The 23,449-nt window shown below is 69.7% G+C and carries 26 protein-coding genes and 1 pseudogene; 13 read left to right on the forward strand and 14 right to left on the reverse strand.

Annotated features, from left to right (window positions below; genetic code table 11):
• The first annotated feature begins 5 nt into the window (after window positions 1-5).
• Window positions 6-893 (forward strand): VOC family protein, encoded by an 888-nt coding sequence (locus ACHMXE_RS11110; RefSeq protein ID WP_203207459.1) that lies wholly within the window; start codon window positions 6-8, stop codon window positions 891-893.
• Between the two features lie 20 nt (window positions 894-913).
• On the opposite strand, the gene ACHMXE_RS11115 is transcribed toward ACHMXE_RS11110, so the two are convergent.
• Window positions 914-1,198 (reverse strand): hypothetical protein, encoded by a 285-nt coding sequence (locus tag ACHMXE_RS11115; protein ID WP_395346009.1) that lies wholly within the window; start codon window positions 1,196-1,198, stop codon window positions 914-916.
• Window positions 1,199-1,362: 164 nt separating this feature from the next.
• Between ACHMXE_RS11115 and ACHMXE_RS11120 the strand changes: the two genes are divergently transcribed.
• Window positions 1,363-1,860, forward strand: coding sequence for an arsenate reductase ArsC (locus ACHMXE_RS11120; RefSeq protein WP_395346010.1), 498 nt, complete (start codon window positions 1,363-1,365; stop codon window positions 1,858-1,860).
• A 15-nt stretch (window positions 1,861-1,875) separates the two neighbouring features.
• Here the strand turns inward: ACHMXE_RS11120 and ACHMXE_RS11125 are convergent, their stop codons facing one another.
• Window positions 1,876-2,124, reverse strand: coding sequence for a hypothetical protein (locus tag ACHMXE_RS11125; protein WP_395346011.1), 249 nt, complete (start codon window positions 2,122-2,124; stop codon window positions 1,876-1,878).
• Between the two features lie 338 nt (window positions 2,125-2,462).
• On the opposite strand from ACHMXE_RS11125, the gene ACHMXE_RS11130 reads away from it, so the two are divergent.
• The 6 genes from ACHMXE_RS11130 (at window position 2,463) to ACHMXE_RS11155 (ending at window position 6,875) form a co-directional block, all read left to right on the forward strand.
• The gene (locus tag ACHMXE_RS11130; protein ID WP_395346012.1) at window positions 2,463-2,615 is read left to right on the forward strand and encodes a hypothetical protein; all 153 of its coding nucleotides are present in this window, start codon (window positions 2,463-2,465) and stop codon (window positions 2,613-2,615) included.
• Window positions 2,616-2,765: 150 nt separating this feature from the next.
• Window positions 2,766-2,981, forward strand: coding sequence for a hypothetical protein (locus ACHMXE_RS11135; protein ID WP_395346013.1), 216 nt, complete (start codon window positions 2,766-2,768; stop codon window positions 2,979-2,981).
• A 20-nt stretch (window positions 2,982-3,001) separates the two neighbouring features.
• Window positions 3,002-3,412 (forward strand): hypothetical protein, encoded by a 411-nt coding sequence (locus ACHMXE_RS11140; RefSeq protein ID WP_395346014.1) that lies wholly within the window; start codon window positions 3,002-3,004, stop codon window positions 3,410-3,412.
• A 90-nt stretch (window positions 3,413-3,502) separates the two neighbouring features.
• Window positions 3,503-3,931 (forward strand): SMI1/KNR4 family protein, encoded by a 429-nt coding sequence (locus ACHMXE_RS11145; RefSeq protein WP_395347352.1) that lies wholly within the window; start codon window positions 3,503-3,505, stop codon window positions 3,929-3,931.
• Between the two features lie 347 nt (window positions 3,932-4,278).
• Window positions 4,279-4,962, forward strand: a complete 684-nt coding sequence (locus ACHMXE_RS11150; protein ID WP_395346015.1) for a DNA-binding response regulator — start codon at window positions 4,279-4,281, stop codon at window positions 4,960-4,962.
• Window positions 4,963-5,009: 47 nt separating this feature from the next.
• Window positions 5,010-6,875, forward strand: a complete 1,866-nt coding sequence (locus tag ACHMXE_RS11155; RefSeq protein WP_395346016.1) for an ATP-binding protein — start codon at window positions 5,010-5,012, stop codon at window positions 6,873-6,875.
• Between the two features lie 290 nt (window positions 6,876-7,165).
• On the opposite strand, the gene ACHMXE_RS11160 is transcribed toward ACHMXE_RS11155, so the two are convergent.
• Window positions 7,166-7,357 (reverse strand): hypothetical protein, encoded by a 192-nt coding sequence (locus ACHMXE_RS11160; protein WP_395346017.1) that lies wholly within the window; start codon window positions 7,355-7,357, stop codon window positions 7,166-7,168.
• Between the two features lie 311 nt (window positions 7,358-7,668).
• On the opposite strand from ACHMXE_RS11160, the gene ACHMXE_RS11165 reads away from it, so the two are divergent.
• Window positions 7,669-8,256, forward strand: coding sequence for a hypothetical protein (locus ACHMXE_RS11165; protein WP_395346018.1), 588 nt, complete (start codon window positions 7,669-7,671; stop codon window positions 8,254-8,256).
• Window positions 8,257-8,309: 53 nt separating this feature from the next.
• Here ACHMXE_RS11165 and ACHMXE_RS11170 read toward each other — a convergent pair whose 3' ends face one another.
• On the reverse strand, window positions 8,310-9,299 hold the full coding sequence (locus tag ACHMXE_RS11170) for a tripartite tricarboxylate transporter substrate-binding protein (protein WP_395346019.1): 990 nt from the start codon (window positions 9,297-9,299) through the stop codon (window positions 8,310-8,312).
• Between the two features lie 75 nt (window positions 9,300-9,374).
• The gene (locus ACHMXE_RS11175) at window positions 9,375-10,868 is read right to left on the reverse strand and encodes an alpha/beta hydrolase (protein WP_395346020.1); all 1,494 of its coding nucleotides are present in this window, start codon (window positions 10,866-10,868) and stop codon (window positions 9,375-9,377) included.
• 198 nt (window positions 10,869-11,066) lie between these two features.
• Between ACHMXE_RS11175 and ACHMXE_RS11180 the strand changes: the two genes are divergently transcribed.
• Entirely contained in the window at window positions 11,067-11,870 is an 804-nt protein-coding gene (locus ACHMXE_RS11180) for an IclR family transcriptional regulator (protein ID WP_395346021.1), read from the forward strand.
• Between the two features lie 24 nt (window positions 11,871-11,894).
• Here ACHMXE_RS11180 and ACHMXE_RS11185 read toward each other — a convergent pair whose 3' ends face one another.
• On the reverse strand, window positions 11,895-12,776 hold the full coding sequence (locus ACHMXE_RS11185; RefSeq protein ID WP_395346022.1) for an AraC family transcriptional regulator N-terminal domain-containing protein: 882 nt from the start codon (window positions 12,774-12,776) through the stop codon (window positions 11,895-11,897).
• A 147-nt stretch (window positions 12,777-12,923) separates the two neighbouring features.
• On the opposite strand from ACHMXE_RS11185, the gene ACHMXE_RS11190 reads away from it, so the two are divergent.
• Entirely contained in the window at window positions 12,924-13,676 is a 753-nt protein-coding gene (locus tag ACHMXE_RS11190; RefSeq protein WP_395346023.1) for an SDR family NAD(P)-dependent oxidoreductase, read from the forward strand.
• Between the two features lie 13 nt (window positions 13,677-13,689).
• Window positions 13,690-14,094, forward strand: a complete 405-nt coding sequence (locus ACHMXE_RS11195; RefSeq protein WP_395346024.1) for a VOC family protein — start codon at window positions 13,690-13,692, stop codon at window positions 14,092-14,094.
• Between the two features lie 5 nt (window positions 14,095-14,099).
• On the opposite strand, the gene ACHMXE_RS11200 is transcribed toward ACHMXE_RS11195, so the two are convergent.
• From ACHMXE_RS11200 to ACHMXE_RS11210, 3 genes are all read right to left on the reverse strand, one after another.
• Entirely contained in the window at window positions 14,100-15,032 is a 933-nt protein-coding gene (locus tag ACHMXE_RS11200) for an alpha/beta hydrolase (protein WP_395346025.1), read from the reverse strand.
• A gap of 84 nt (window positions 15,033-15,116) precedes the next feature.
• On the reverse strand, window positions 15,117-15,521 hold the full coding sequence (locus ACHMXE_RS11205) for a MerR family transcriptional regulator (protein WP_395347353.1): 405 nt from the start codon (window positions 15,519-15,521) through the stop codon (window positions 15,117-15,119).
• Window positions 15,522-15,536: 15 nt separating this feature from the next.
• Window positions 15,537-15,914, reverse strand: a complete 378-nt coding sequence (locus ACHMXE_RS11210) for a tautomerase family protein (protein ID WP_395346026.1) — start codon at window positions 15,912-15,914, stop codon at window positions 15,537-15,539.
• An 88-nt stretch (window positions 15,915-16,002) separates the two neighbouring features.
• Here ACHMXE_RS11210 and ACHMXE_RS11215 point away from each other — a divergent pair.
• Window positions 16,003-16,859: pseudogene (locus ACHMXE_RS11215) on the forward strand (LysR family transcriptional regulator).
• 1 nt (window position 16,860) lies between these two features.
• On the opposite strand, the gene ACHMXE_RS11220 reads toward ACHMXE_RS11215, so the two are convergent.
• From ACHMXE_RS11220 to ACHMXE_RS11240, 5 genes are all read right to left on the reverse strand, one after another.
• Window positions 16,861-18,744 carry a TRAP transporter large permease subunit gene (locus ACHMXE_RS11220; RefSeq protein ID WP_395346028.1) on the reverse strand — a complete coding sequence of 628 codons (1,884 nt, stop codon included), beginning with the start codon at window positions 18,742-18,744 and terminating at the stop codon, window positions 16,861-16,863.
• Entirely contained in the window at window positions 18,741-19,754 is a 1,014-nt protein-coding gene (locus ACHMXE_RS11225; protein ID WP_209539329.1) for a TRAP transporter substrate-binding protein, read from the reverse strand. The genes ACHMXE_RS11220 and ACHMXE_RS11225 overlap by 4 nt, the downstream gene beginning before the upstream one ends.
• Window positions 19,755-19,822: 68 nt before the next feature.
• Window positions 19,823-21,412: an acyl-CoA synthetase gene (locus ACHMXE_RS11230; RefSeq protein ID WP_395346029.1), complete on the reverse strand. Its 1,590-nt coding sequence runs from the start codon at window positions 21,410-21,412 to the stop codon at window positions 19,823-19,825.
• A complete protein-coding gene (locus ACHMXE_RS11235) occupies window positions 21,409-22,581 on the reverse strand; it encodes an acetyl-CoA acetyltransferase (protein WP_395346030.1) in 1,173 nt (390 codons plus the stop codon). Before ACHMXE_RS11235 ends, ACHMXE_RS11230 begins: the two co-directional genes overlap by 4 nt.
• 14 nt (window positions 22,582-22,595) lie before the next feature.
• Complete coding sequence (locus ACHMXE_RS11240) at window positions 22,596-23,414, reverse strand: SDR family NAD(P)-dependent oxidoreductase (protein ID WP_395346031.1); 819 nt, start codon at window positions 23,412-23,414, stop codon at window positions 22,596-22,598.
• Window positions 23,415-23,449: the final 35 nt, after the last annotated feature.

Below are 23,449 nucleotides of genomic sequence, written 5' to 3' on the forward strand. Positions count from 1 at the left end.
CGACCATGTCATTGAAACTCGACCACATCGTCATCGCGGTGCATGACCTCGAGAGCGCCATCGCCGACTACACGGCGCTCGGCTTCCAGGTGCTGCGCGGCGGCGACCATCCGGGCCGCACCACGCACAACGCGCTGGTGGTGTTCCAGGACGGCAGCTACTTCGAACTGATCGCCTGGCGCGCGCCCTCGCCCGAGGAGCGCTGGTGGCAGCTGCTGCAGCGCCACGGCGAAGGCATCGTCGACTTCGCGCTGCTGCCGCGCAGCACCGCGATCACCGTCGAGGAGGCCAAGGCGCGCGGGCTCGCGCTCGACGGACCGCTCGACGGTGGCCGCCTGCGTCCCGACGGCGAACGCCTGCGCTGGCAGACCGCGCGGCCCGCGACGGCCGACCTGCCTTTTCTGTGCGGCGACCTCACGCCGCGCGCGCTGCGCGTGCCCGAAGGCGATGCGCGCACGCATCCCAATGGCGCGCTCGGCGTCGCGAGCCTCGCGCTCGCGGTGCACGACCTCGATGCCACGCTCGAGCGCTACCGCGCGCTGCTCGGCGACGGGCATGGCGAGGTGGCGGTGCATATCGGCGAAGCCGTGGCGCTGCCGGGCAGCGGCGTTCGACTGGCCGTGATCGCGCTCGGCGGCAGCGCGCTGGTGTTCTCGTCGCCGCGCGCGAGCGCCAGGACCGATGCCGCCACGCCGATCGGCCGCGCGGTGGAGCAGCGGCTCAGCGCGCGCGGCGAGGGGCCGTATGCGCTGGTGCTGCACACCGCGGCCACGCCGTCGCCCGAGGCGCCGGACCTCGCGAAGACGCATGGCGCGCTGATCGAATTCGCGCCGGCCGCGCGCGAAGGCGTCGCACGGCGCGCATCGGCGCTCGACAGCCTCGTGGGCGGCTGAGCGGCGCGGGAGCGGGCCGCTTACTTGTCGGCGTGCTCGTCCTTGGCTTCTTCGCCGTCCTCGGCCGACTCTTCTTCTTCCTCTTCCTCTTCCGATTCCTCGAAGTACTCGGGGATCGGCTGCTCGGCCAGCGCCTTCGCCAGCTGCAGGCGGAACTCGGCCAGTGCCTTGGCCGACTTGGCGATGTCCTTCGCGCCCTGGTCGGCGATCTTCTCGACCAGCAGGGCCGGTTCTTCCGACAGGATGATCTCGATGTAGTGGTCGGCGAGTTCGGCGGCGGCGATGAGCTTGGCGTCGGTGGACATGCGGTGCTTTCAGTGAGGTGGAGAAAGACGCCATCGTGCGCAGCGAAGGTGACGCCGGCACTACACACGCCGGCGCGGGGGTGTCATGCGTGCGTCATCGGCAGCGGCGTCAATGCCCGGGTCCGCAACAAACCGGGCCGCGACGCGCGGCTTCGCGTCACGCCATGAATCCTGGCCATCCCGTCCACGTCCTGTTCCTCTGCAACAGCAATGCCGCGCGCAGCCTGATCGCCGAATCGCTGCTCAACCAACTGGGCCACGGTCGCTTCGTCGCGCATTCCGCGGGCCATGCGCCCACGCCCGACGGCCATGCCGATCCGCGCACGCTCGAGGCGCTGCGTGGCGCGGGTCTGCCGACCGAAGGACTGCGCAGCAAGAGCTGGGAGGAATTCGGGGCGGCCTCGGCCCCGCACATGGACCTCGTGGTCACGCTCTGCGACGAATCCGCGGGCGAGACCTGCCCGGTCTGGCCCGGCCAGCCCGCCTCGGCGCACTGGTCGCATCCCGACCCGCGCGCACCGGGCGCGGAACTCGGCGACGACGCCTTCGTGCAGACCATGCATGCGATCCGCCGGCACGTGGAGCTGCTGGTCAACCTGCCCGACGAACGCATCGACCGCCTCGTGATCGAGGCGGAGGCGCGTGAGATCGGGACGTCTTGAGCCGCTCGCGTGGGCTCAGCCTTCGCGGCGGTAGAGCGCCCACTTGACGGTCAGAACGTCGGCGGCGATCTTGGCGGCGTTGGCGCCCGCGTAGTCCTGCGTGGGGTCGAACTCGAAGCCCTGGCGGTAGCGCACCACCTGCCCGTAGTCCCGGTCGAACACCATCGGTCCGGTCAGTTCGGCGGGATCGGTGCCGGACGGAACGGCCATGAATTTCTCGGGATCGGTGACGCTTTGGTAGAGATCGACGCTGAGTTGGGACATGGTTTTTTTCCTCGAGGTCTTGATCGGAAGAATGATCGGCCCCCGGCACGGATGGCGGGCAGTCCTCCACCGGCAGGCCGAGTCGGCAATGACCTACAGAAGACGCGCGGTCCGATCGATACGGTGTATCAAGGCGTAGATGATTGCGACTGCGCCCAACTTCTTCGCTGGGGAACAAGCATGCAAGACAACCGGGACGCCGCCTTTGCGGCATGGGTGGGCGCCGAGGACGCGGCCCAGGCGGCCATTCACGTGCTCCACCAGCGAAAGCGCGGCGGCCGCATCAAGGTCGCACCCAGGAGATCGAACAGATCGCGCGCCTGCGCAAAGAAGCCGACGTGCGCTTCGCCGCCGTGTGGGGCGCGCTCGGCACGACCGCCGCCGCACCCGAGGCCTTGCCCGAGCCGCTGCCGCGCGTGGAGCGGCCGCAGCGCATCGTGGTGGGACCACGCGCCGCGCAGGGGCAGGCGCTGCCTTCGATCGCGATCTGAGCGCGGGCCGCTTTGCGCGGCATTCGTGATCGGCGCTGTCGGATGAACCCGACTGGGCGCGCCTCGGCCGCCTGACTGCCGAGACTTCCAACCAGCCACCGGCGCCATTGCACAATGGCACCAAGAACAACCCTTTGGCTGGGCCCCTCCATGAAGATCCTGATCTTGAGCTTCGGCGCGCTTCTGATCGCATGGCCGTGGATCCATTTCGAAGCGGCATCGGGGACCGGGAGGTCGTCGAAGGAAATGGGTTGGGGCGAAGGCGACGCCTACCCTGTCCAACGCGCGCTGGCGATGCTCGTCGCATGGCGATGGCTCGTGGCCTACGTTGGCCTGGTCACGGTCGTGCTCGGCCTGCTGTTCTGAGCCCGCGGCTGAGTCGACCCATGCTTCTCAAGATCATCAAACTGGTGCTGGTGAGCCTGATGACGCTCGGCCTGGGCGGCGCCGCCTTCCTGCACGGCTTCAGGGGATGGCGCGCGGGTCAGGTCGAGGTGTGGCGAAAAGGCCAGGCGCCATTCGTCGCGACCGTCGATGGCGCGCTTCCCATCACTTTCACCGTCGAGGTCTGGAGCTGGATGATCATCGGTGCCGGTGTTTTTCTGCTGGGCGTGGGCATCGTCATCAAGTTTCTGTTCGCTGCGCGTGCCGAGCGACAAGCGATGCTGGCTCGCATGGATGATGCGTTCCTTCGCTCCTCGAGGGAAGAGCCGATTCCGCGAGGCGTGGCGCTTGCCATCATCGGCGCGGTCGTGGCCTTCTTTGTCTATCTCGGGTTCAGAATTCACGCGCAGTAGGAAGCACTCGAAACCGGCCGCTCGAAAATGCCTGGGCCAGTTCCCACAGGCCTGAGAAAACCAGGCGCTTCATCCAAGGTTGAATTGAAGATGCTCAAGGAACAATTTCCAGACTGGGATTACGGTGAACCGGCATCGGCGGAGGCAATCGCGGACGCGGAAGAATCGCTCGGCGTTCGGTTTCCCGATGAGCTTCGCGCGCTGTATCTCGAAGCGGACGGTGCCAGGGAGAACGCGGGCAATGCAGCGTACCTGCTCCCACTTTCGGCGCTGGTCAGTACCACCCGGTCGGAGTGGGCCGAGTGGGAGGGATTTCGCGCGGAGTACGACCTAAAGCCATTCATCTTTTTCGGTTTGTCGACGAGCGACCACGCATGGGGTATCAATTGGATGCAGCCGGGCCAGGTCATCGTCTTCCACCCTCACATGGAGGGTGCCTACGAGGTGGCCGGGACCCATATCATCGACGTGTATAGAGCGGATTTCGCAGAGTTCAAGCGCCGATTCCCGTTGCCTTGATTTCGATCTCCCTGACCGACAGCCCTTTCCAAGATCCCATTTGAAGTGAGAGCGGGACACGGGCCGAGTTCTTCGCGCGTATGAAACTGCATGTCCAGAAGGCGTATGTCTTTGTGCGTATGGCCTCTTGTTTCTGCGGTCGTTGAGCGCCAGGAAGGCAGATACGCTCGGTCCACGCGCGCCATTCCGGGGTGCGGGAACGTTGGTGGTGGAACCGGGAAACGCCGCGCAATATTTCAAAGGGCGAGTCCCTTGCCGACAGCGCCGACCGCTCGCCGCACAGCAGCTGCTTTCATGACTTTGGTCATTTCGGTTTTCGCTCGAGGCAGCACTAAGAATGCCCGCCCATGGCCTACGCCACACCCCTGTCACCGCATGCCGCGCCGCTGCGCAGCGAAGCCGGCGTGCCCCTGCCGACGCGCGGCATCCTGGTGGTCGACGACCATGAGCTGGTACGCCTAGGTCTGCGCGCGCTGCTGCTGGCTGAGACCGGCAGCGTGCCGGTGTACGAGGCGCGCTGCCTCGCCGATGCCCTGCACCTCTATGCGCTCCATGCGGCCTCGCACCACCTGGTGCTGCTCGATCTCGACCTGCCCGATTCGCAGGGGCTGGACACGCTGGTGCGCTTCCGGCGTGCCTTTCCTTCCTCGCCCGTGATCGTGCTCTCGGGCAAGGACAGCCATGCGCTGATGCACGGCGCGATGGCGCTCGGGGCGCAGGCCTTCCTGCCCAAGACCGGCCACCTGGGCGAGGTGCTGCGCTACGTGAGGGACAACGACCTGATCGGCCTGCCGGCCCGGCCTCCGACGACTTCGAGCAGCGCACCGACGACGCCGGCAAGGACCGAGTCGCAGCCGCAGCTCAATGCGCGCCAGGTCGAGATCCTCGACTGGCTGCTGGCCGGCAAGTCGAACAAGGAGATCGCGCAGCTGTCGCACCTGACCGAGGGCACGGTCAAGAACCATGTGTCCACCTTGCTGCTGCTGTTCGGCATGCGCTCGCGGGCCCAGCTCATCAGCAGCCTTCGATAAGCTCTCCGCGCCATGCGGCCTTCGATGGAGATGCCCGCATGCTCGCGATGACCGAGCCACCCCCGCCCGAACTGGCCCGACGGGTGCTGCGCGAACAGGTGGCGGCGGTCCATGCGAACGCGCCGGCCGCCTATCTCGCGGACATGCTCACGGCGCAGGCGCTCGGCATCGGCCTGTTCGTGGCCACGTGGCGCTGGCAGGTACTGCTGTGGATGGCGCTGCACCTGGCGTTGACGCTGCGACGCGCCTACAGGCGCTACCGGCGCAGTCCCGACGCGGCCGAGCATCCAGAGTACTGGGCGCGCTTCAATGCGCGCAACGTGCTGCTGCGCTCCTGCGTCTGGGGCCTCGCGCCCTGGCTGTGCGTGCCGCCGGGGCGCAACCTCGGGCTCTGGGTGATGGTCATCGTCATGATGATGGGCGGCTGCGCGGGCGGTGCGCTGTCGCTGGCGGTTCTCAAGCGCAACATCCCGCGCTTCATCGTGCCGAGCATGGCGAGCCTGACCCTCGCGCTGGCCTGGCGCGGCGACACCGTGCACCTGTTCCTGGCCACCGGCTGCCTGCTCTACATGTGCGTGATGATCACCTTCGCGCTGCAGCACCACCGGCTGCTGACGGCCTCGCTGACCATGCGCTTCGAGAAGGAGGCGCTGGCCGAGCAGCTGAGCCACCAGATCGCCGCGACCCAGCGCGCCAGCGAGGAGAAGACGCGCTTTCTCGCCGCGGCGAGCCACGACCTGCGCCAGCCGCTGCATGCCATCGCACTGTTCGGCGCCGTGATCGAGAAGAAGCTGCAGGGCAGCGAGGAATGGGACCACGCGGTGCGGCTGATGGATGCGGTCGGAACGCTCGGCGATTCGCTCGACACGCTGCTCGACATCTCGCGGCTCGATGCCGGCGAGGTGGCGCCGCGGATACGGCCGGTGGAACTCAATCCGCTGTTCCTCGCGCTCAACAACGTGTTCGCGGCGCGGGCGGCCGGCAAGGACCTGCAGCTGCGATTGCGCGCCACGCCGTGCTGGGTGCTGAGCGACCCGCAGCTGTTGCAGCGGCTGCTCTCCAATCTGGTGGACAACGCGCTCAAGTACACGCCGCGCGGCGGCGTGGTGGTGGCCGCCCGCGCGCGCGGGCCGCTGGTGTGGATCGACGTGCGCGACACCGGCATCGGCATCGCGCCCGAGCACCTGGGCCGCATCTTCGACGAGTTCTACCAGGTCGGTAATCCGGGGCGCGATCGCGCGCAGGGGCTGGGCATCGGCCTGTCGATCGTGCAGCGGCTCTCGCGCTTGCTGGCGCATCCGTTGCAGGTGCATTCGCGACCGGGGCGCGGCAGCCGCTTCCGCATGGTGTTGCCGGCGGTGTCGGCCTCGGGTGTCGCGCCCGCCATCGCACGCGCGGATGCCGTGTTGCTGCTGCCGCGGCGCGTGCTGTTGATCGACGACGAAGCGCCGATCCGCCAGGCCGTGACCGGGCTGCTGCAGGCCCATCGCGTGGCCATCGACGCGGTGGCCAGCGAGGCCGAAGCCGAGGCCGTGCTGGCGCAGGCCGCGCAGGGCGGCTCGCCGGTCGACGTGCTGCTGTGCGACGTGCGGCTGGCCGATGGCGCCGACGGACTGGCCGTGGCGCAGCGGCTGCGCGCGCGCTTCGGCCCCGGCCTGCGCGTGCTGTTGATCACCGGCGAGACCGCGCCGCGGCGGCAACGGCAGATGCACGACGCCGGCCTGCAGGTGCTGCTCAAGCCGGTGGCCGCCGACAGGCTGCTGCAGGCCCTCGCGGCACCCGCGCGGCACGAAACGACCACCGATCCGCGCACGGCTGAACGTCTTTTCTCGTGCCGAAGGTCGATGACCTTCGACACTAGATCGCAGGGGTCGCGATCCCTACCGTGGAGGCCTTCTCATCCACTCGCTTGAAAGAAGGAAGGCCTCTCGATGAACACCCGTCTTGCCGTTTGCCGTGCCGTGCGCACCCCTGTCGCGCTGCTGACCATGAACCTCGTGCTGGCGGCCTGCGGGGGCGGCGGCGGTGGCGGCGGCTTCGCCGGCTTCCCGGTCGCTCCCGCACCCGCACCCGCGCCTGCCGCGCAGACACCCCCGCCGGCGCCCGCTCCAGCCGCGGCCTCGATCACGACGCAGCCATCGAACACCACCGTGGGCCAGGGCGTGCCCGCCACGCTGAAGGTGCAGGCCGCGCACGCCACGGCCTACCAGTGGCAGCGCAGCACCGACGGCGGCGCGCACTGGAGCGATGTGGCCGGTGCCACCGGCGACAGCTTCAGCACGGCCGCCAGCCAGTTGGCCGACAGCGGCCAGCAACTGCGCGTGCGGGTGACGGGCGCCGGCGGCAGCGTGACGAGCCGGGCCGCCACGTTGACGGTCAAGCCCTGGGTCGCCACCGTGCTGGCGACGACGGGCGTGAGCTACAGCAGCCCCTACCAGCTCGTGCTCGATGCGAGCGGCGCGAAGCTCTACGTGGCCATGGGCGGCAATGGCTCGGTCTACCGGATCGACACCGCCAGCGGCAGCGGTGCCGAGGTGACGCCGGGCGCGACGATGAATGCGCCGGCGGGCCTGGCACTGGCGGCCGACGGCACGCTCTACGTGAGCGACCAGCATCGCATCAGCAAGATCGCGCCCGGCGCCACCACCGCCAGCACCTGGGTCGGCGGCGGCAGCAGCGGATACGCCGACAGTCCGGCCCCCCGTGATGTTCAGCAATCCCGTCGGCATCGCGCTCGACGGCGCGGGCAACCTCTTCGTGGCGGACACGGAGAACAAGCGCGTGCGCAAGGTCGCCGCCGACGGCACCACGAGCACGCTCGCGGGCGACGGCACGCAGGCCTATCTCGACGGCGTCGGCACGGCCGCGCAACTGGCGAGGCCGCAGGGCCTCGCGCTCAGTCGCGACGGCAAGACGCTCTACGACACCGACACCGACAGCCCCTGCCTGCGCAAGATCGACGTGGCCAGCGCCACCGTGAGCACGCTGCTGGGCGATTGCGCCAATGGCAACGCGGGCGCGGGCGTGGTCGACGGAACGGCGGCCACGCCGGCCAAGCTCGGCTATTCGTACGGCGTGGCGGTGGATGCGCACGACAACGTGTTCCTCACCCATGCCTGGGACGGCGTGGCGCGCGTGGTCACGCCCGCGGGCGAGATCAGCACCCTGCAGGACGGCAGCGGCGTGCCGATCGCCTTCAACTTCCCGATCGGCGTGGCGGTGGCCGCCGACGGCACCGTCTACGTGGGCGCGAACCACGGCAACCAGATCCTCAAGCTCACGCTGGCGCCCTGAGGGCGCAGGAGGCGTTCTCCCGCGCCATCGCCGGTGCGCGGCGTGGCGGCCGCCTACTTGGCGGCGCCCGCCGTGCCCAGCCCCAGCTTGTCGATCACGGCCTTCTCGGTCTTCATGGTGCGCACCGCGTACTGCTTGTAGGTGGCGCTGTCCATGTAGAAGGTCTCCATGTCGAACTTGGCGAGCGACTCCTGGTAGTTGGGCATCTCCATCGCCTTCTTGAAGGCGTCGTGCAGGATCGCGACCACCTTCGGGTTCGCGCCCTTGGGCAGCACCAGGCCGAAGGGCGAGGCCTGCACCATGTCGATGCCCGACTCCTTGAGCGTGGGCGCGTTCGGGTATTTCTTCGAACGAGTCTCGCCCCAGGTCGACAGCAGCCGCAGCTTGCCCTGGTCGACATAGGGGCCCCAGCCCGGCGTGTCGGCCACCGACATCACGTGGCCGCCGAGCACCGCCTGCAGCGATTCGGAGTTGCCCTTGTAGGGCACGTGATTGAACTCCACGCCGGCCTGGATCGCGATCGCTTCCATCGTCAGGTGCAAGGTGGTGAGCGCGCCCGGCGTGCCGTAGCTCAGGCGGCCCGGGTTGGCCTTGGCGTAGGCGAGGTACTCGCGCATCGACTTGATCGGCGAATCGGCGGGCACCACCAGGCCGAAGGAGTAGCCGGCGAGGCCGATCACGTAGCTCAGGTCGTTGGCCGGGTCCCAGTTGAGCTTGGTGGTGTAGGGCAGGCGGAACACCGGCAGCGGCACCTGCGCGAGCGTGTAGCCGTCGGGCGCGGTGGCCTGCATGGTCTGCGCGGGCAGCACGCCGCCGGCGCCGGGCTTGTTCTCGATGATGACCGGCTGGCCGAGGATCTTCGAGGCGTTCTCGGCCAGCACGCGGAAGGGCACGTCGGTCGAGCCGCCGGCGGTGAAGCCGATCAGCACGCGGATCGGGCGGACCGGAAAGGCATCGGACTGCGCGAAGGCGGGAGCGGCGGCGAGGCCGGCGGCCAGCAGCAGGGCGTGCAGCGCACGGCGGGTGAGGGTGGGTTGTTTCATGGAAGGACGTGCGAACGAAAAAACGGAAAAGGCGGTGCGGCCGCCCCGCGAACGGGACGCGCCGCACCGGCGCCGTCAGGGCGCGGGACAGCCGCCGCGGCTGGCCGAGGAGAACTTGCAGCCGTAGTCGGCGCGCGCCACGGTCGCGGCGTCGAGCACCTCGTCGCCGGCCGGCTTCACGCCGTTCTGCTCCCAGTTCGTCATCGCGTCGAAGGCCTGGGTCTGTTCCTCGGTCGTGAAGTCGCAGTGGCTGATGCCGCGGATCGCGCGCTGCACGAGCCACTTCGAGGTGCCCAGCGCATCGGCGCGGCGCTTGTAGATCTGCTCCATGCTGAACGGCACGTAGACGTCGCCCAGCGTGTGGATGGTCACCACCGGCACGTCGATGCGCGCATTGGACTTGGGGAACCAGCGCAGGCCGTCGCGCCGCAGCCGGTTGGCCTCGGGGTCGGCATGCAGCCGGTAGGCGCCCTGGTTGAAGGTGATCTCCTCGGCGTTCTGCGCCGGGTCGTTGTCGAGCTGGTAGACGATGCCGGTGGTGTCGTAGCCATCGCGGTTGAGGATGCCGTTGATGGTGCCGTCGCGGCCGAAGGTGCCCCACACGGTGGCGTTCATGCTGCCCGCGAAGCCGGCGTCGAACATCGGGCGTTCGCCGCCCGTGAGGTTCTTGACGATGGCCTTGTACTTCTCGCCCTGCGCGGTCGTCGCGCTCGGGAATCTGGTGAACAGCGCGGCGCGCACCGTGGGCAGCAGGTCGGCCCAGTTGCCCACGGGCCAGCCGGTGACGGGCAGGCCGGCCAGCTGCTGCGCCGCGATCTGCGAGGCGCCGAAGTAGTTGTAGAGCTCGGTGTCGCCGAGCACGCCGCACATCGGCACCGCGCCCGCATAGCGCACCTTGTGGTTGGCCGTTTCCGTCGCCTCGGCATCCACCGCGGCCGCGGCCACGTGGCCGCCGAGCGACTGGCCGACGATGTAGGTCTTGCGCGGCGCATCGAGCGTGCGGCCGTTCTGCGAGGCAATGCGCTGGAAGGCCAGCGCGAGCGCGTTGGTGTCCTCGACGCCGGCGCGCACGTCGTAGTAGTTCTTGGTGTAGCTCGACGCGGCCCAGGCATAGCCCTGGCCGATCAGGTGCGCGCGGATGGTGGGATCGCTGACGCTCACCACCGGGCCCGTGCCGCCGTAGCCGTGCGCGTACATCACGAGCATGCCGTTCCAGTTCTTCGGCACTTCGACGCGGTAGCCCGCGCCCTCGAGCACGCCCCACCAGCGGTCGGTGTCGGGCGCGCCCGAGAGGGCCGCGAACGGCAGCTTGGTCTCGTCGACCGTGAACTGCCGGCTGTCCTGGGCGCGCGGTTCCTCGGGCTCGGGGGCGGCCGGGGGCGGCGGTGCCGGGGGATTGCCGGCGCCCGCGCCACCCGCGCCAGCCTGTTGCGCGGCGATGGCTGCAGCCAGCGCCGCGGCGCCGGCACCCGACGAATCGCCGCCACCGCCGCCGCAGGCCGCCAGCGTCGCGGCGGCGATGAGGGAGAGAAGGGTGGCGCGGCGGCCCGGATGGCGATGGAAGTTCACGAGATGTCTCCTGCGTGTGGGGATGGGTTCCGCGTGAATCGATTAATTTCGTTCAGCGGAATTAGATTTATGGAACGTTCTTTCGAACGATGGCGAGTATCTTTCCGCTCGCGTTTCTCTCGTATAGGGAATTCCATGAACCGTTTCCAAGCGCCGAAAATATAATTCCGTACAACGAAATTAAATTGAGAGAAACGCATGGGACGCACCAAGCAGATCGACTTCGAGGTGGGTGCCGACAGCCCGCGCTTCGTGACCGCGCTGGCGCGCGGGCTGGACATCCTGGCCGCCTGGGGCCCCGACGAGAAATGGCTCACCAGCACCGAGCTCGCGCGCCGCACCGGCCTGCCCAAGCCGACCATCGCGCGGCTCGCCTACACCCTGGTCGTGGCGGGCTACCTGCGCCATTCGCGCGAGACCGGCAAGTACGCGCATGGCGACAGCCTGGTCGCGCTCGGCATCACGATGGTGTCGAACCTCAAGCTGCGGCGCATCGCGCGGCCCTACATGCAGGACCTGGCCGACCGCTACGACGCCTCGGTGTCGCTCGGCATCCGCAACGGGCTGTCGATGCTCTACGTGGAGAACTGCCGCTCCAGCGCGCCGCTGTCGCTGGGCCTGGACATCGGTTCGCGGCTGCCCGTGGCGCTGTCCGCGATGGGCCATGCCTACCTCTGCGCGCTCGATGCGAAGGAGCGCGAGCGGCTGCTCGGCGAGATCCGCCAGGCCGACCGCGAGCGCTGGCCGCAGACGCAGCAGGCGATCGAGACCTCGCTCGCCCACTGGCGCGAGCGCGGCTTCACGATGGTGGTGCGCGGCTGGGAGAGCGACATCAGCGGCGTGGGCGCGGCCATCCGGCAGGCCGACGGCAACGTCGTGACCTTCAACGTCGGCGGCTCGGCCAGCCGCTTCGGCCGCGAGCTGCTCGAGCAGGACATCGGCCCGCAGCTCGCGCGCATGGTCAAGGTGCTCGAGTCCTTCGTGCGCGTAGACGACAACTGAGCGGGCGTTGCCCGCGGTGCGCGCTCAGGCGTGCCCGGCCAGTATCCGTTCCGCGTCGCGCCCCGGCGGCAGCCCGAAGGCGCGCGCATATTCGCGGCTGAACTGCGTGGCGCTCTCGTAGCCGACCTCGAAGGCGGTCGCGCTCACGCTCTGGCCATGCGCCACCAGCAGCGTGCGCGCCTGCAGCAAGCGGATGCGCTTCTGGTACTGCACCGGGCTCAGCGAGGTCGCGGCCTTGAAGTGCCGATGGAAGGCCGACGCGCTCATCGAGGCCTGCTGCGCGAGCGCCTCGACGCGCAGCGGCTGCGCGAAGTCGCGCCGGATCCGCTGGATCGCCCGGCTCACGCGCGAGAGGGCGCTGTCGGGCATGGCGATGCCGCGCAGCATCGCGCCCTGCGGTCCCTGCAGCACGCGATAGAGGATCTCGCGCTCGTAGACCGGCGCCAGCGCCGGGATGTCGGCGGGCCGCCGCATCAGCCGCAGCATGCGCACCCAGGCATCCATCAGGTCCGGCGTGACCGCGGCCACCGAGAAGCCGGCCTCGGGCTTCTGCGCGAGCGCGATCGGCGGCAGATCGGCGATCAGCGACGCGATCACCGCCGGCTGCAGGCTCAGCGCCACCGCGAGATAGGGCTCGCCGCCCGGCGCGGGCCGTACCGTTCCGGCCGCGGGCAGCTCGATGGACATCACGAAATAGGTGGCCGGGCCGTAGTCCAGCGTGCGCTCGCCCACGGTCATCGACTTGCCGCCCTGCAGCACCAGGTTGACCATCGGGTCGTAGACCGCGTTGAGCTCGTGCTCGGGAATCTTCCCCTGCACCATGGCCACGCGCGGAATGCCGGTTTCCGTGAGGCGGTTGCGCGCATGGGCGGCCAGGTCGCGGAGTTCCGCCAGTTGTTCTTCCATGGCCTGCATCAGATCGCACCGCCCCGTGCGCCGCAAGTGCCCGCGTGCCGGCGCGGCGGTTTTGGGCAGGCCCGGGGCAGGAATGGGCAGGCCGCGATGCGGGCCGCCACCTATCGTCGATGCATCACCGATTCAACGAAAGCACGCATGAACATCGTCATCATCACCGGCGCGAGCCGCGGCCTCGGCGCCAGCACGGCCTTGCAGGCCGCCAGGCGCGGCATGGGCGTGATCCTCACCTACAACAGCCACGCGGCCGGCGCCGAGGCGCTCGTGCGCACGATCGAAGCCGAGGGCGGCAAGGCCGCGGCCCTCGCGCTCGACGTGGGCAAGGTTGCATCGTTCGCCGGCTTTCGCGACCGGGTTGCGACAACGCTCGAAGCGACATGGAAGCGCAACAGCTTCGATGCGCTGGTCAACAACGCGGGCTACGGCCTCTTCAATCCGATCGCCTCGGTCAGCGAGGCCGAGTTCGACGGCCTGCTCGACGTGCATCTCAAGGGCCCGTTCTTCCTGACCCAGGCGCTGCTGCCGCTGATGGCCGACGGCGGCCACATCGTCAACCTCACCAGCGCGACCACGCGCGTCGCGACACCGGGCGTCGCGCCCTATGCCGCCTTCAAGGGCGGGCTGGAAGTGCTCACGCGCTACATGGCCAAGGAGTTCGGCGCGCGCGGCATCCGCGCCAATGCCGTCTCGCCGGGCGCGATCCGCACCGACATGACCAGCGACGCGCTCGACCAGAGCCCCGGCTTCGAGACCCAGCTCGCCGCGCAGACCGCGCTCGGCCGCATCGGCGCGCCCCACGACGTCGGCCGCGTGATCGCGGCACTGCTGTCCCCCGACAATGCCTGGATCAACGCGCAGACCATCGAGGTGGCCGGCGGCTACAACATCTGAAACGGCGCCGCCCATGCTCGACCACATCTTCCTGTCCGTCAGCGACGTGCAACGTTCCATCGACTTCTATGCCGCCGCGCTCGCGCCACTGGGCATCGCCCATCAGCACGACTACGCAGGCAAGGACGGCCCGCCCGGCCATCCCGACCTGAAGGGCTTCGGCGCCCGGGGACGCGTGTTCTTCTGGCTGCGGCAGGGCCCGGTGAACGGCGAGGCGGTGCATGTGGGCTTCGTCGCCGCGAGCCATGCGGAAGTCGACGCGGCCCATGCTGCAGCGATGGCCGCGGGCGCCCGCGACAACGGCGCACCCGGGGCGCGCCCGCACTACGACCCGCGCTACTACGCGGCCAACGTTTTCGACCCGGACGGCCACAGCCTCGAGTTCGTCCACAAGAGCTGGCAGCATCCGCCGCGCTGAGGCCGCTATGCCGCGAACAACGTGGGCCGCAGCGCCCGCGCGGCATCGGCCAGCGCCTCGCGCGTGGCGTCGAAGGGCCAGCGCATGAACTCGTGGATCATGCCGTCGTAGCGCTTCACGCTGACCGGCACGCCGGCCTCGCGCAGCCGCTCGCCATAGGCTTCGCCCTCGTCGCGCAGCGCATCGAACTCGGCCGTGACGATATGGGCGGGCGGCAGTCCGCGCAGGTCCCCGGCCAGCAGCGGCGAGACCAGCGCATGGGTCTTCGGTGCCGCATCGCCGAGGTAGTGGTCCATGAACCAGTGCTGCATCTCGCGGCCGATGTTGCCGTACTGCCCCGCGTAGGCCTGGATCGAGGTGTTGATGCGGCGGAAATCGACATCGGGATAGATCAGCAGCTGGTGCGCGATCCGCGGTCCCGCGGCATCGCGCGCCTTCAGCGCGACCACCGCCGCGAGGTTGCCGCCGGCGCTGTCGCCCGCGACCGCGAGCCGATGCCCGTCGGCCCCGAGCTGCGCCGCATGCTCGGCCACCCAGGCGGTGGCCGCGAAGGCCGCGTCGACACCGGCCGGGAACCTGTGCTCGGGCGCCAGCGGATAGGCCACCGAGACCACGACCGCCTGCGTCGCCACGGCGAGCGCGCGCGCGAGGCCGTCGTGCGTGTCGAGGTCGCCGAGCACGAAGCCGCCGCCATGGAAGAACACGATGACCGGCAGCACCTGCCGCGGCGATGGGTGATAGATGCGCACGTCGAGCGGCCCCACCGCGGTGTCGATGCGCCGGTCGGCGACCGAGGCCACCGGCGCGCCGGGCGGCAGGGCCGCGAGCATGCGGCGCATGCCCTCTCGGATCGCGTCGGGCGCGAGCGTGTGCATGTCGGAGAAGCGGGTGGTGGCGAGGCGATCCAGATGCGCCTGGGCCTGGGGATGAAGCGGCATGTCCTGTCTTCCGGTGGTGAAGGGGACGGCCAATCTACGACTTGAACTTCGGTTCAAGTCAAGCGCTTCTTCGAGGTTTTCTTGCTAACGCACCAGCTCGCGGAAGTTGGCCTTGAACTTCGGGCATTCGACCAGCGAGGTATGCGTGCACACGGCCGCGTGCTTGAGGCTGTCGCGCATGGTCTGCAGCCGCTCGATCTCGTGGTCGAGCTCGGTGGCGCGCTTCGCCATGGTGCGGCGCAGCTCGACGTCCTTGGGCGTGGAGGCGAGGAAGCGCCCGATCTGCGCGAGCGAGAAGCCGGCCGATTTCGCGCAGTGGATCAGCGCCAGCCGCGCGACCACCTCGGGGCGGTAGGCGCGCCGCAGGCCGGTGCGACCCGCGGACTCGATCAGTCCGCGCCGTTCATAGAAGCGCAGCGCCGAAGGCGCCAGGCCGGCGCGCTGCGCGACCTCTGCAGATATCGAGCATGGGATGTCTCCATCGTGGATCTCGTCGGCCGGGCCTCAGGCGAATTGCGCGAGGCCGTGGCCCACCGACCAATTCTCCTTCGGCGAGTCGACGATGTTCACGAACAGGTCTTCGCCGCGCAGGCCGGGGCTCTCTGCGAGCAGTTCCGCGAGCCGCCGGAACAGCGCCTGCTTCTGCTGCGCGCTGCGCGTGTCGAACACCGTGATCCGGATGTAGACCACGTCGTCGCTGCGCTTCACGCCGTAGGCGTTGCCGTGACGGAAGTTCGCGGGCTCGTGCTCGCTGAGCGTCATGAAGCGGTTGTCCTCGGACACGCCGAGCGCGTCGCTGAGCGCGCGGCCGAGGCCGTCGAGGATCGCCTTGCGATAGGCCTCGGGCTTGCCGGCACGCAGGAAGACATGGCTGATGGGCATCGTGATTCCTTCAAGGGGGTGGTGATGTCGGACGATGCTAGTCATACGGAATTGCTATGGATATTTATATCAGCGACAATTTTTTGAAATGATTGCACGCCCCCTCGATCTCGATGCCGTCCTGGCCTTCATCCGCATCGTCGAGCTCGGCAGCTTCACGCTCGCGGCCGAGGCGCTGCAGACCACGCAGGCCGGCATCAGCCTCAAGCTCAAGCGGCTCGAGGAGCGGCTCGGCTGCCGGCTGGTGGAGCGCACGCCGCGGCACGTGGAGCTGTCGGCCAAGGGGGCGGCCTTTCTCGAGCACGCGCGCGAGCTGCTGGCGGTGCACGACCGCGCGCTCGGCGCCTTCGCGCAGGCGCGCCAGCGGCTCACCATCGGCATCAGCGACCACGTGGCGGGCCCCGAGCTGCCCGCGCTGATCGCGCGCATGAACGCGCAGGACCCGCAGCTGCTGATCGAGATCCGCATCGGCTCCTCGGGCGAGCTGCTGCAGAGCTTCGACCGGCGCGAACTCGACACCGTGATCGTGCGCCTGCATGCGGGTCGCAACGACGGGAACTGCTGGCCGAAGAACGGTTCGGCTGGTTCGCGGCGCCGACCTGGCAGCACCGCGCGGGCGAGCCGCTGCCGCTGGCCACCATGGCCGGGCCCTGCGGCGTGCGCGCGCTGGCCGCGCGGCTGCTCGACGAGGCGCGCGTGCCCTGGACCGAGGTCTTCGTCGGCGGTGGCGTCGCCGCCGTCGCGGCCGCCGTCATGGCCGGCCTCGGCGTGGCCGCGCTGGCGCCGCGCATGCTGCCCTTCGGCGCGGTCGATGTGGGCGTGCGGCTCGGGCTGCCCGCGTTGCCGCGCCTGCCGGTGCTGCTGCACACGCGCGTGGGGGAAGGGCGGCCGCGCGCGGCGCTCGAGGCGCTGTCGGTGGCCTTTCGCAGCGTGGTGCGAAGCTAGTTCAGAGGAAGCCGATCGACAGCCACGGAACTGCCGCTACCACGATCGTCCCCGCGAGCAGCGCCAGCATGTACCCCACGATCGGCCCGATCCCCGCATCGGGCTGCACGCGCCCGATCGCGCAGGCTGCGTAGTAGCCCACGCCCAGCGGTGGCGCGAACAGGCCCAGGCCCATCGACAGCACCACCACCATCGCATAGTGCACCTCGTGGATGCCGAGCTGGCGCGCGATAGGAAACAGCAGCGGGCCGAACAGCACGATCGCCGGGATGCCTTCGAGCACCGAACCGAGGATCACGAAGATCACCAGCGACACGGCCAGGAACATCCCGGCGCCGCCCGGCAGGTTCGCCATCAGCTCGGCGAGCCAGCGCGAGAAGCCCGACTGCGTGAGGCCCCAGGCCATCGCGGTGGCGGTGCCGATGATCAGCAGGATCGCGCCCGACAGCGAAGCGGTGGCTACCAGCATCGGCCCGAGCCGGCGCCAGTCGAACTGCCGGTAGATCGCGATCCCGGCCACCACCGCGTAGACGATGCCGATGGTCGAGACCTCGGTGGCGGTGGCCACGCCCTCGACCACGGCGGCGCGGATCACGAAGGGCAGGGCGAGCGCGGGCAGCGCCACCAGCGCGAGCCGCAGCACCTGGGACCAGGGCGAGCGCTCGACCTGGCTCAGGTCCTCGTGGCGGCTGCGGAAGTGCACCACCACGCACAGCATCAGGCCGAGGATCACGGCCGGCAGCAGCCCGCCGGTGAACAGCGCCGCGATCGACACGCCGGTGACCGAGCCGATGGTGATCAGCACCAGGCTCGGCGGCACGGTCTCGGTCTGCGCGCCGGTGGCCGCGAGCAGCGCGACCAGTTCGCCGTCGCTGGCGCCGCGCTTCTGCATCTCGGGAAACAGCGCCGGCGCGACCGCCGCCATGTCGGCCGCCTTCGATCCCGAGATGCCCGACACCAGGTACATCGCGCCCACCAGCACGTACGAGAGCCCGCCCTTCACGTGGCCCAGCAGGCTCGCGAGGAAGGCCACCATCGCCTTGGCCATGCCGGTCATCTCGATCAGCAGGCCGAGGAACACGAACAGCGGCACCGCGAGCAGGATCAGGTGCGACATGCCCTCGTCCATGCGCCCGACGATCACGGGCAGCGCGGTGTCGGTCGTCAGCGCGAGATAGCCGAAGGTGCCGAGGCCGAAGGCGAAGGCGATCGGGATGCCGCCGAGCACGCAGGCCAGCACCACGCCGACGAAGAAGACCAGCAGGTTGAGCCGGCCCAGGTCCTCGAACACGGCGCGCCCGAAGCCGAAGGCCGCGACCACGATCGCGACCACGCCGACGGCCTTGGTGGTGGTCTTCCAGTCGAAGTCGCGGAACAGCCGCAGCACCGCGAACAGCGCCATCAGCGCCACGCCCGCGGGCAGGGCGGCGGCGCGCCAGGCGTTCGAGATGTCGAGCGCGGGCGTGGTGATGAAGCGCTCCTCCGCGGCGTACTCCCAGGCCGGCCACGCGATCATCGCGAGGAAGGCGAGCGCCGCGCACAGCGCGAGCGCCTCGGCCAGCTGGCGGCGCTCGGGTGCGAGGCCCGACACCAGCGCCGTCATGCGCATGTGCTCGCCGCGCCGCAGCGCGACCACCGCGCCCAGCATCGCGAGCCAGATGAAGAGCATCGAGGCCAGCTCGTCCGACCAGATCAGCGGCTGGTGCAGCACGAAGCGCGCGACCACGCCCGCGAGCAGCACAGCGACGTCGGCCAGCACGAGCGCGCCGGCCGCGACGCTCACCGCGGCGCCGAGCGCCTGTTCGATGCGCGCCGCGAGCGGGTTCGATGCGGTGCCATCGAAAGCCAGCGCGGCCCCGTGGCCATGCCCCAGCGCGGCGCTCATGCCAGCTTGCCCACGCTGCGCTCGAGCAGCGCCCAGGCCTCGTCGCCGTACTTGGCCTTCCACTCGGCATAGAAGCCGGCCTTGCGCAGCTGGTCGCGGAACGCGGCCGGGTCGGGCTGGTTGATCTGCATGCCCTTGGCGGCCAGCTCCTTCTGCAGCCCGGTGTTGAGCTCGGCCACGTCGGTGCGTTCCTTGAGCGCGGCGGCGTTGACGTGCCGCGCCACGATGGTCTGCAGCTCGGGCGGCAGGCGGTCCCAGGCGCGCTTGTTGGCGAGGAACCAGAAGCCGTCCCACATGTGGTTGCTCATCGAGCAGTACTTCTGCACCTCGTAGAGCTTGGCGGTCGAGATGATCGCGAGCGGGTTCTCCTGGCCGTCGACGATCTTGGTCTGCAGCGCCGAATACACCTCGGCGAAATTGATCGAGGTCGGCGCGGCCTCGAGCGCCTTGAACATCGAGGTCCACAGCGGCGAGACGGGCACGCGCACCTTGAAGCCCTTCAGGTCGGTCGGCGCCGCGATGGGCTTGCTCGAGGAGGTGATCTGGCGGAAGCCGTTGTCCCAGATGCGGTCCATCGCGAGGATGTTGGCCTTCGCGATCTGCTGGCGGATGTGGGCGCCGAGCTCGCCGTCCATCGCCTTCCACACGCTGGCGTAGTCGGGGAACGCGAAGCCCACGCCGCTGATGGAGGCCGCGGGCACCAGGGTCGCGAGGATCAGGCCCGACAGCGTGAAGAACTCGACCCCGCCCGAGCGCAGCTGGCTCAGCACGTCGGTGTCCGAGCCGAGCTGGTTGTTCGGAAAGATCTGGATGTCGACCTGGCCCTGGGTCTCGGCGCGGATCGCATCGGCCATCTCCTTGGCCCGGATGTTCATCGGGTGCGTGACCGGCAGGTTGTTCGCGTACTTGTAGCTGTAGGGCTTCTTCTGCGCGAAGGCGTGGCGCAGCGGCAGGGCCAGCGTGGATGCGGCGGCGGCGGTGCGCAGCACGGTGCGGCGTTGGATGTTCATGGCGCTTGTCTCCTGTTGTGTGGATTTCTCTTGATCTGGCGAACGCTGTGGGGGAGGGGAATGGCACTTCAGGCGATGGCGGCCTCCGCGATCTGCGCCCGCTCGGCCAGCAGCCGGCGGATGTCGTTCTTCGCGACCTTGCCGTAGCCCGACTTGGGCAGCGCGGGCCAGAACAGCACGTGGCGCGGCCAGCGGTATTTGGCGCAGCGGCCGTCGAGGTGGCGCAGGATCTCCTCGGCATCGACGTCGTCGCGCTCGCACACCAGCACGGCCACGCCGACCTCGCCCCACTTGGCGTCGGGCCAGCCCAGCACCGCGGCCTCGCGCACCGCCGGATGGGTCAGCAGGATCTCCTCGACCTCGCGCGGATAGACGTTGGAGCCGCCCGAGATGTACATGTCGGACTCGCGGCCCGTGATGTAGAGCAGCCCGCGCTCGTCCATGCGCCCGAGGTCGCCGGTGTGGAACCAGCCGCCGCGCAGCGCCTTGGCCGTGGCCTCGGCGTTGTCGAAGTAGCCCGCGAACACGGCGGGGCCGCGGCAGCAGATCTCGCCGACGGCACCGGCCGGCAGGCGCTGCATCTGCGCATCGAGGATCGCGACTTCCATGCCGGTGCGCGGCCGGCCGCAGGAGCCGACGTTGGCAGCGGGATCGGCATCGTCGGCCGAATGCATCGAGGGCGGCAGCACCGTGATGCAGCCCGTGACCTCGCCGAGGCCGAAGTACTGCACCAGCACCGGACCGAGCTTGTGTAGCGCGCGCTTCTGGTCGGCGCGGTACATGGGCGCGCCGGCATAGATCAGGTAGCGCAGCGAGCTGTGGTCGAAGGCATCGACCGACGGGTCTTCCACCAGCATCTTGACGATGGTGGGCACGGTGAAGAGGTTGCTGACCCGGTGCCGCTCGACCAGCGCCCAGATGGCGGGCGGATCGAGCCGGTCCGAGGCCGGCAGCACGGTCGCCGCGCCGCGCGCGACGTTGAGCAGCGCATGGATGCCCGCGCCGTGCGACAGCGGCGCGACGGCGATCGAGCGGTCGCGCTCGGTGGTGCCGGGGATCAGGTCGGCGAGGTGGTTCGTGACCACGAAGGCCAGTTGGCCGTGGGTCAGCACCGCGGCCTTGGGCTTGCCGGTGGTGCCCGAGGTGTAGAAGTACCACAGCGGCGTGTCTGCATCGACCGGTGCCGTGGCATTGGCCGCGCCAGCGTGCGCCGCGAGCAGCGCCTCGTAGCCTTGCGTGCCCCGTGGGGTCTCGCCGATCGTCACTACATGGCGCAGGTGCGCCGAGGCCGCGCGCACCGCCTCCACGTGCGCGCCGAAGCAGTCCTCCGCGAGCATCACCGTGGCCCGGCTCGCGCTGCCGAGGTAGGCCACCTCGGGGGGCGTCAGCCGCGCATTCACCGGCACCCAGACCGCGCCCAGGCGGAACGCGGCCCAGCAGCTCTCGAACAGCGCGATGTTGTTGCGCGACTGCACGAGCAGCGTGTCGCCGGGTTGCATGCCGAGCGCGCGCAGCGCATCGACCAGCGCGTCGACGCGTGCGTCGATCTCGCGCCAGGTCCAGGTCCGGTCCTCGAGGATCAGGCCCGGCCGGTCGGGAAACAGCGCCGCGGTCTGCGACAGCAGCACCGAGAGGTTCGCCGCCTGCGCCGCGCTCACACCGCCTCCAGCACGCTGAGGTAGTTGGCGACCGCCGCGCCGCCCATGTTGAAGACGGCACCGGGCCGGCCCGTGGCCACCTGCATGTCGCCCGCCAGGCCGGCGAGTTGCATCGCCGCCATCACGTGCTGCGACACGCCGGTCGCGCCGATCGGATGGCCGCGCGACTTGAGGCCGCCCGAGGGATTGACCGGCAGCCGGCCGTCCTTGCGCGTCACGCCGTCGAGAATGGCGCGCGCCCCCTGGCCGTGCGGCGCCAGGCCCATGGCCTCGTACTCGAGCAGCTCGGCGATGGTGAAGCAGTCGTGCGTCTCGACGAAGCCGAGGTCGTCCAGCTTGAGCCCGGCCGCCTCGAGCCCGCGGCTCCATGCAAGCGCCGCGCCCTCGAAGCGCGTGGGATCGCGGCGCGACAGCGGCAGGTATTCGTTGACCTGCGTGCGCGAGCGCCAGCGCACGGCCGGCACGCGGGCCGAGGCCGTCGGTTCGGCCGAGATCACCAGCGCCGCGGCGCCGTCGGAGACCAGCGAGCAATCGGAGCGCTTGAGCGGGCCCGCGACCACCGGATTGCGCTCCGACACCTGGCGGCAGAAATCGAAGCCCAGGTCGCGCCGCATGTGGGCGAAGGGGTTGTGCATGCCGTTGGCGTGGTTCTTGGCCGCGATGGCCGCGAGCGCATCGCCCTGGTCGCCGAAGCGCTCGAAGTAGCTGCCCGCGATGCGGCCGAACACGCCCGCGAAGCCCGCGGGCGTGTCGGCTTCCTCCTTCACGTAGGAACAGCGCAGCAGCGTCTGCGCGACCACCGGGGCGGGCACCGCATTCATGATCTCGAAGCCCACCACCAGCGCATGGCGCACGCGGCCGCTGTGCACCGCGTCGAGCGCGGCCCAGATCGCGGCCGAGCCGGTGGCGCAGGCGTTCTCCATGCGCACGGCCGGCACATGGCGCAACTGCGGCACAGCGAGCGCGACCAGCGAGGCGCTGAAGTCCTGCGGCATGAAGCCGCCGTTGAAGTGGCCGACGAAGACACCGTCGATGTCGGCGGCCTCGAGCCCCGCCGTGTGCAGCGCGGGGTCCACCGCATCGCGGATCAACTGTTCGCTGTCGACCGCGTCGAGCTTGCCGAAGACCGTGTGGCCCCAGCCGGTGATGAAGGCGTTGTCGTGGTTCATGATGTGCGGTTCCTTCAGGCGTGCGCGGCTTCGGCGGCGCGTTCGGACGGCAGTCCGCGGCGCAGGGTCGGCAGGCCGACGCCCGCGGCGTCGAAGCCGCCATCGACCGCGATCACCTGGCCGTTGATGAAGCTGGCGGCGTCGCTGCAGAGGAAGCCGACCGTGTTCGCCATCTCCTCCACGCTGCCGTAGCGCCCGAGCGGGATCGCGTCGTAGTAGTCGGAGCGGATCGCCACGCTGTGGACCAGCTTGGCCATCTCGGTCTCGACCGGGCCCGGCGCGATCACGTTCACGCGCACGCCGGCGTTGCCGAGCTCCACCGCGTACTGCTTGGTCAGGTGGATCAGTGCCGCCTTGCTGGTGCCGTAGGCCACGCGCAGCGTGCTCGCGCGCAGGCCCGAGATCGAGGCCACGTTCACCACCGCGCCGCCACCGGCCTGCACCATCAGCGCGCCGAAGGCCTGGGTGCAGAGGAAAGCGCCATCGAGGTTGGTGCCGAGCACCGCGCGCCAGTCGGCGAAGCTGGTCTCGGCCACGCGCTTGAACACCGCCACGCCCGCGTTGTTGACCAGCGCATCGACGCGGCCGAAGCGCGCGACCACGGCATGCGCGGCCGCGTCGACCTGCGAGGGATCGGACACGTCGCAGTTCACGGTCAGCACGCGATCGGGCTGCGCGAGCGTGCGGCCGGTCGCTTCGAGCGTGGCACGGTCGTTGTCGAGCAGCGCGACCTGGTGGCCGTGCGCGAGGAACCATTGGCCGATCGCGAGGCCGATGCCGCGCGCGCCGCCGGTGACGACGGCGACGCGCCGGGAGGAGGTGGTGTCTGTCATGGGAGTCCTGCAGTTGTCGAAATCGGTTGCCGAGA

The sequence above is a fragment of the Variovorax sp. UC122_21 genome (assembly GCF_044056785.1).
Taxonomy (GTDB): domain Bacteria; phylum Pseudomonadota; class Gammaproteobacteria; order Burkholderiales; family Burkholderiaceae_C; genus Variovorax.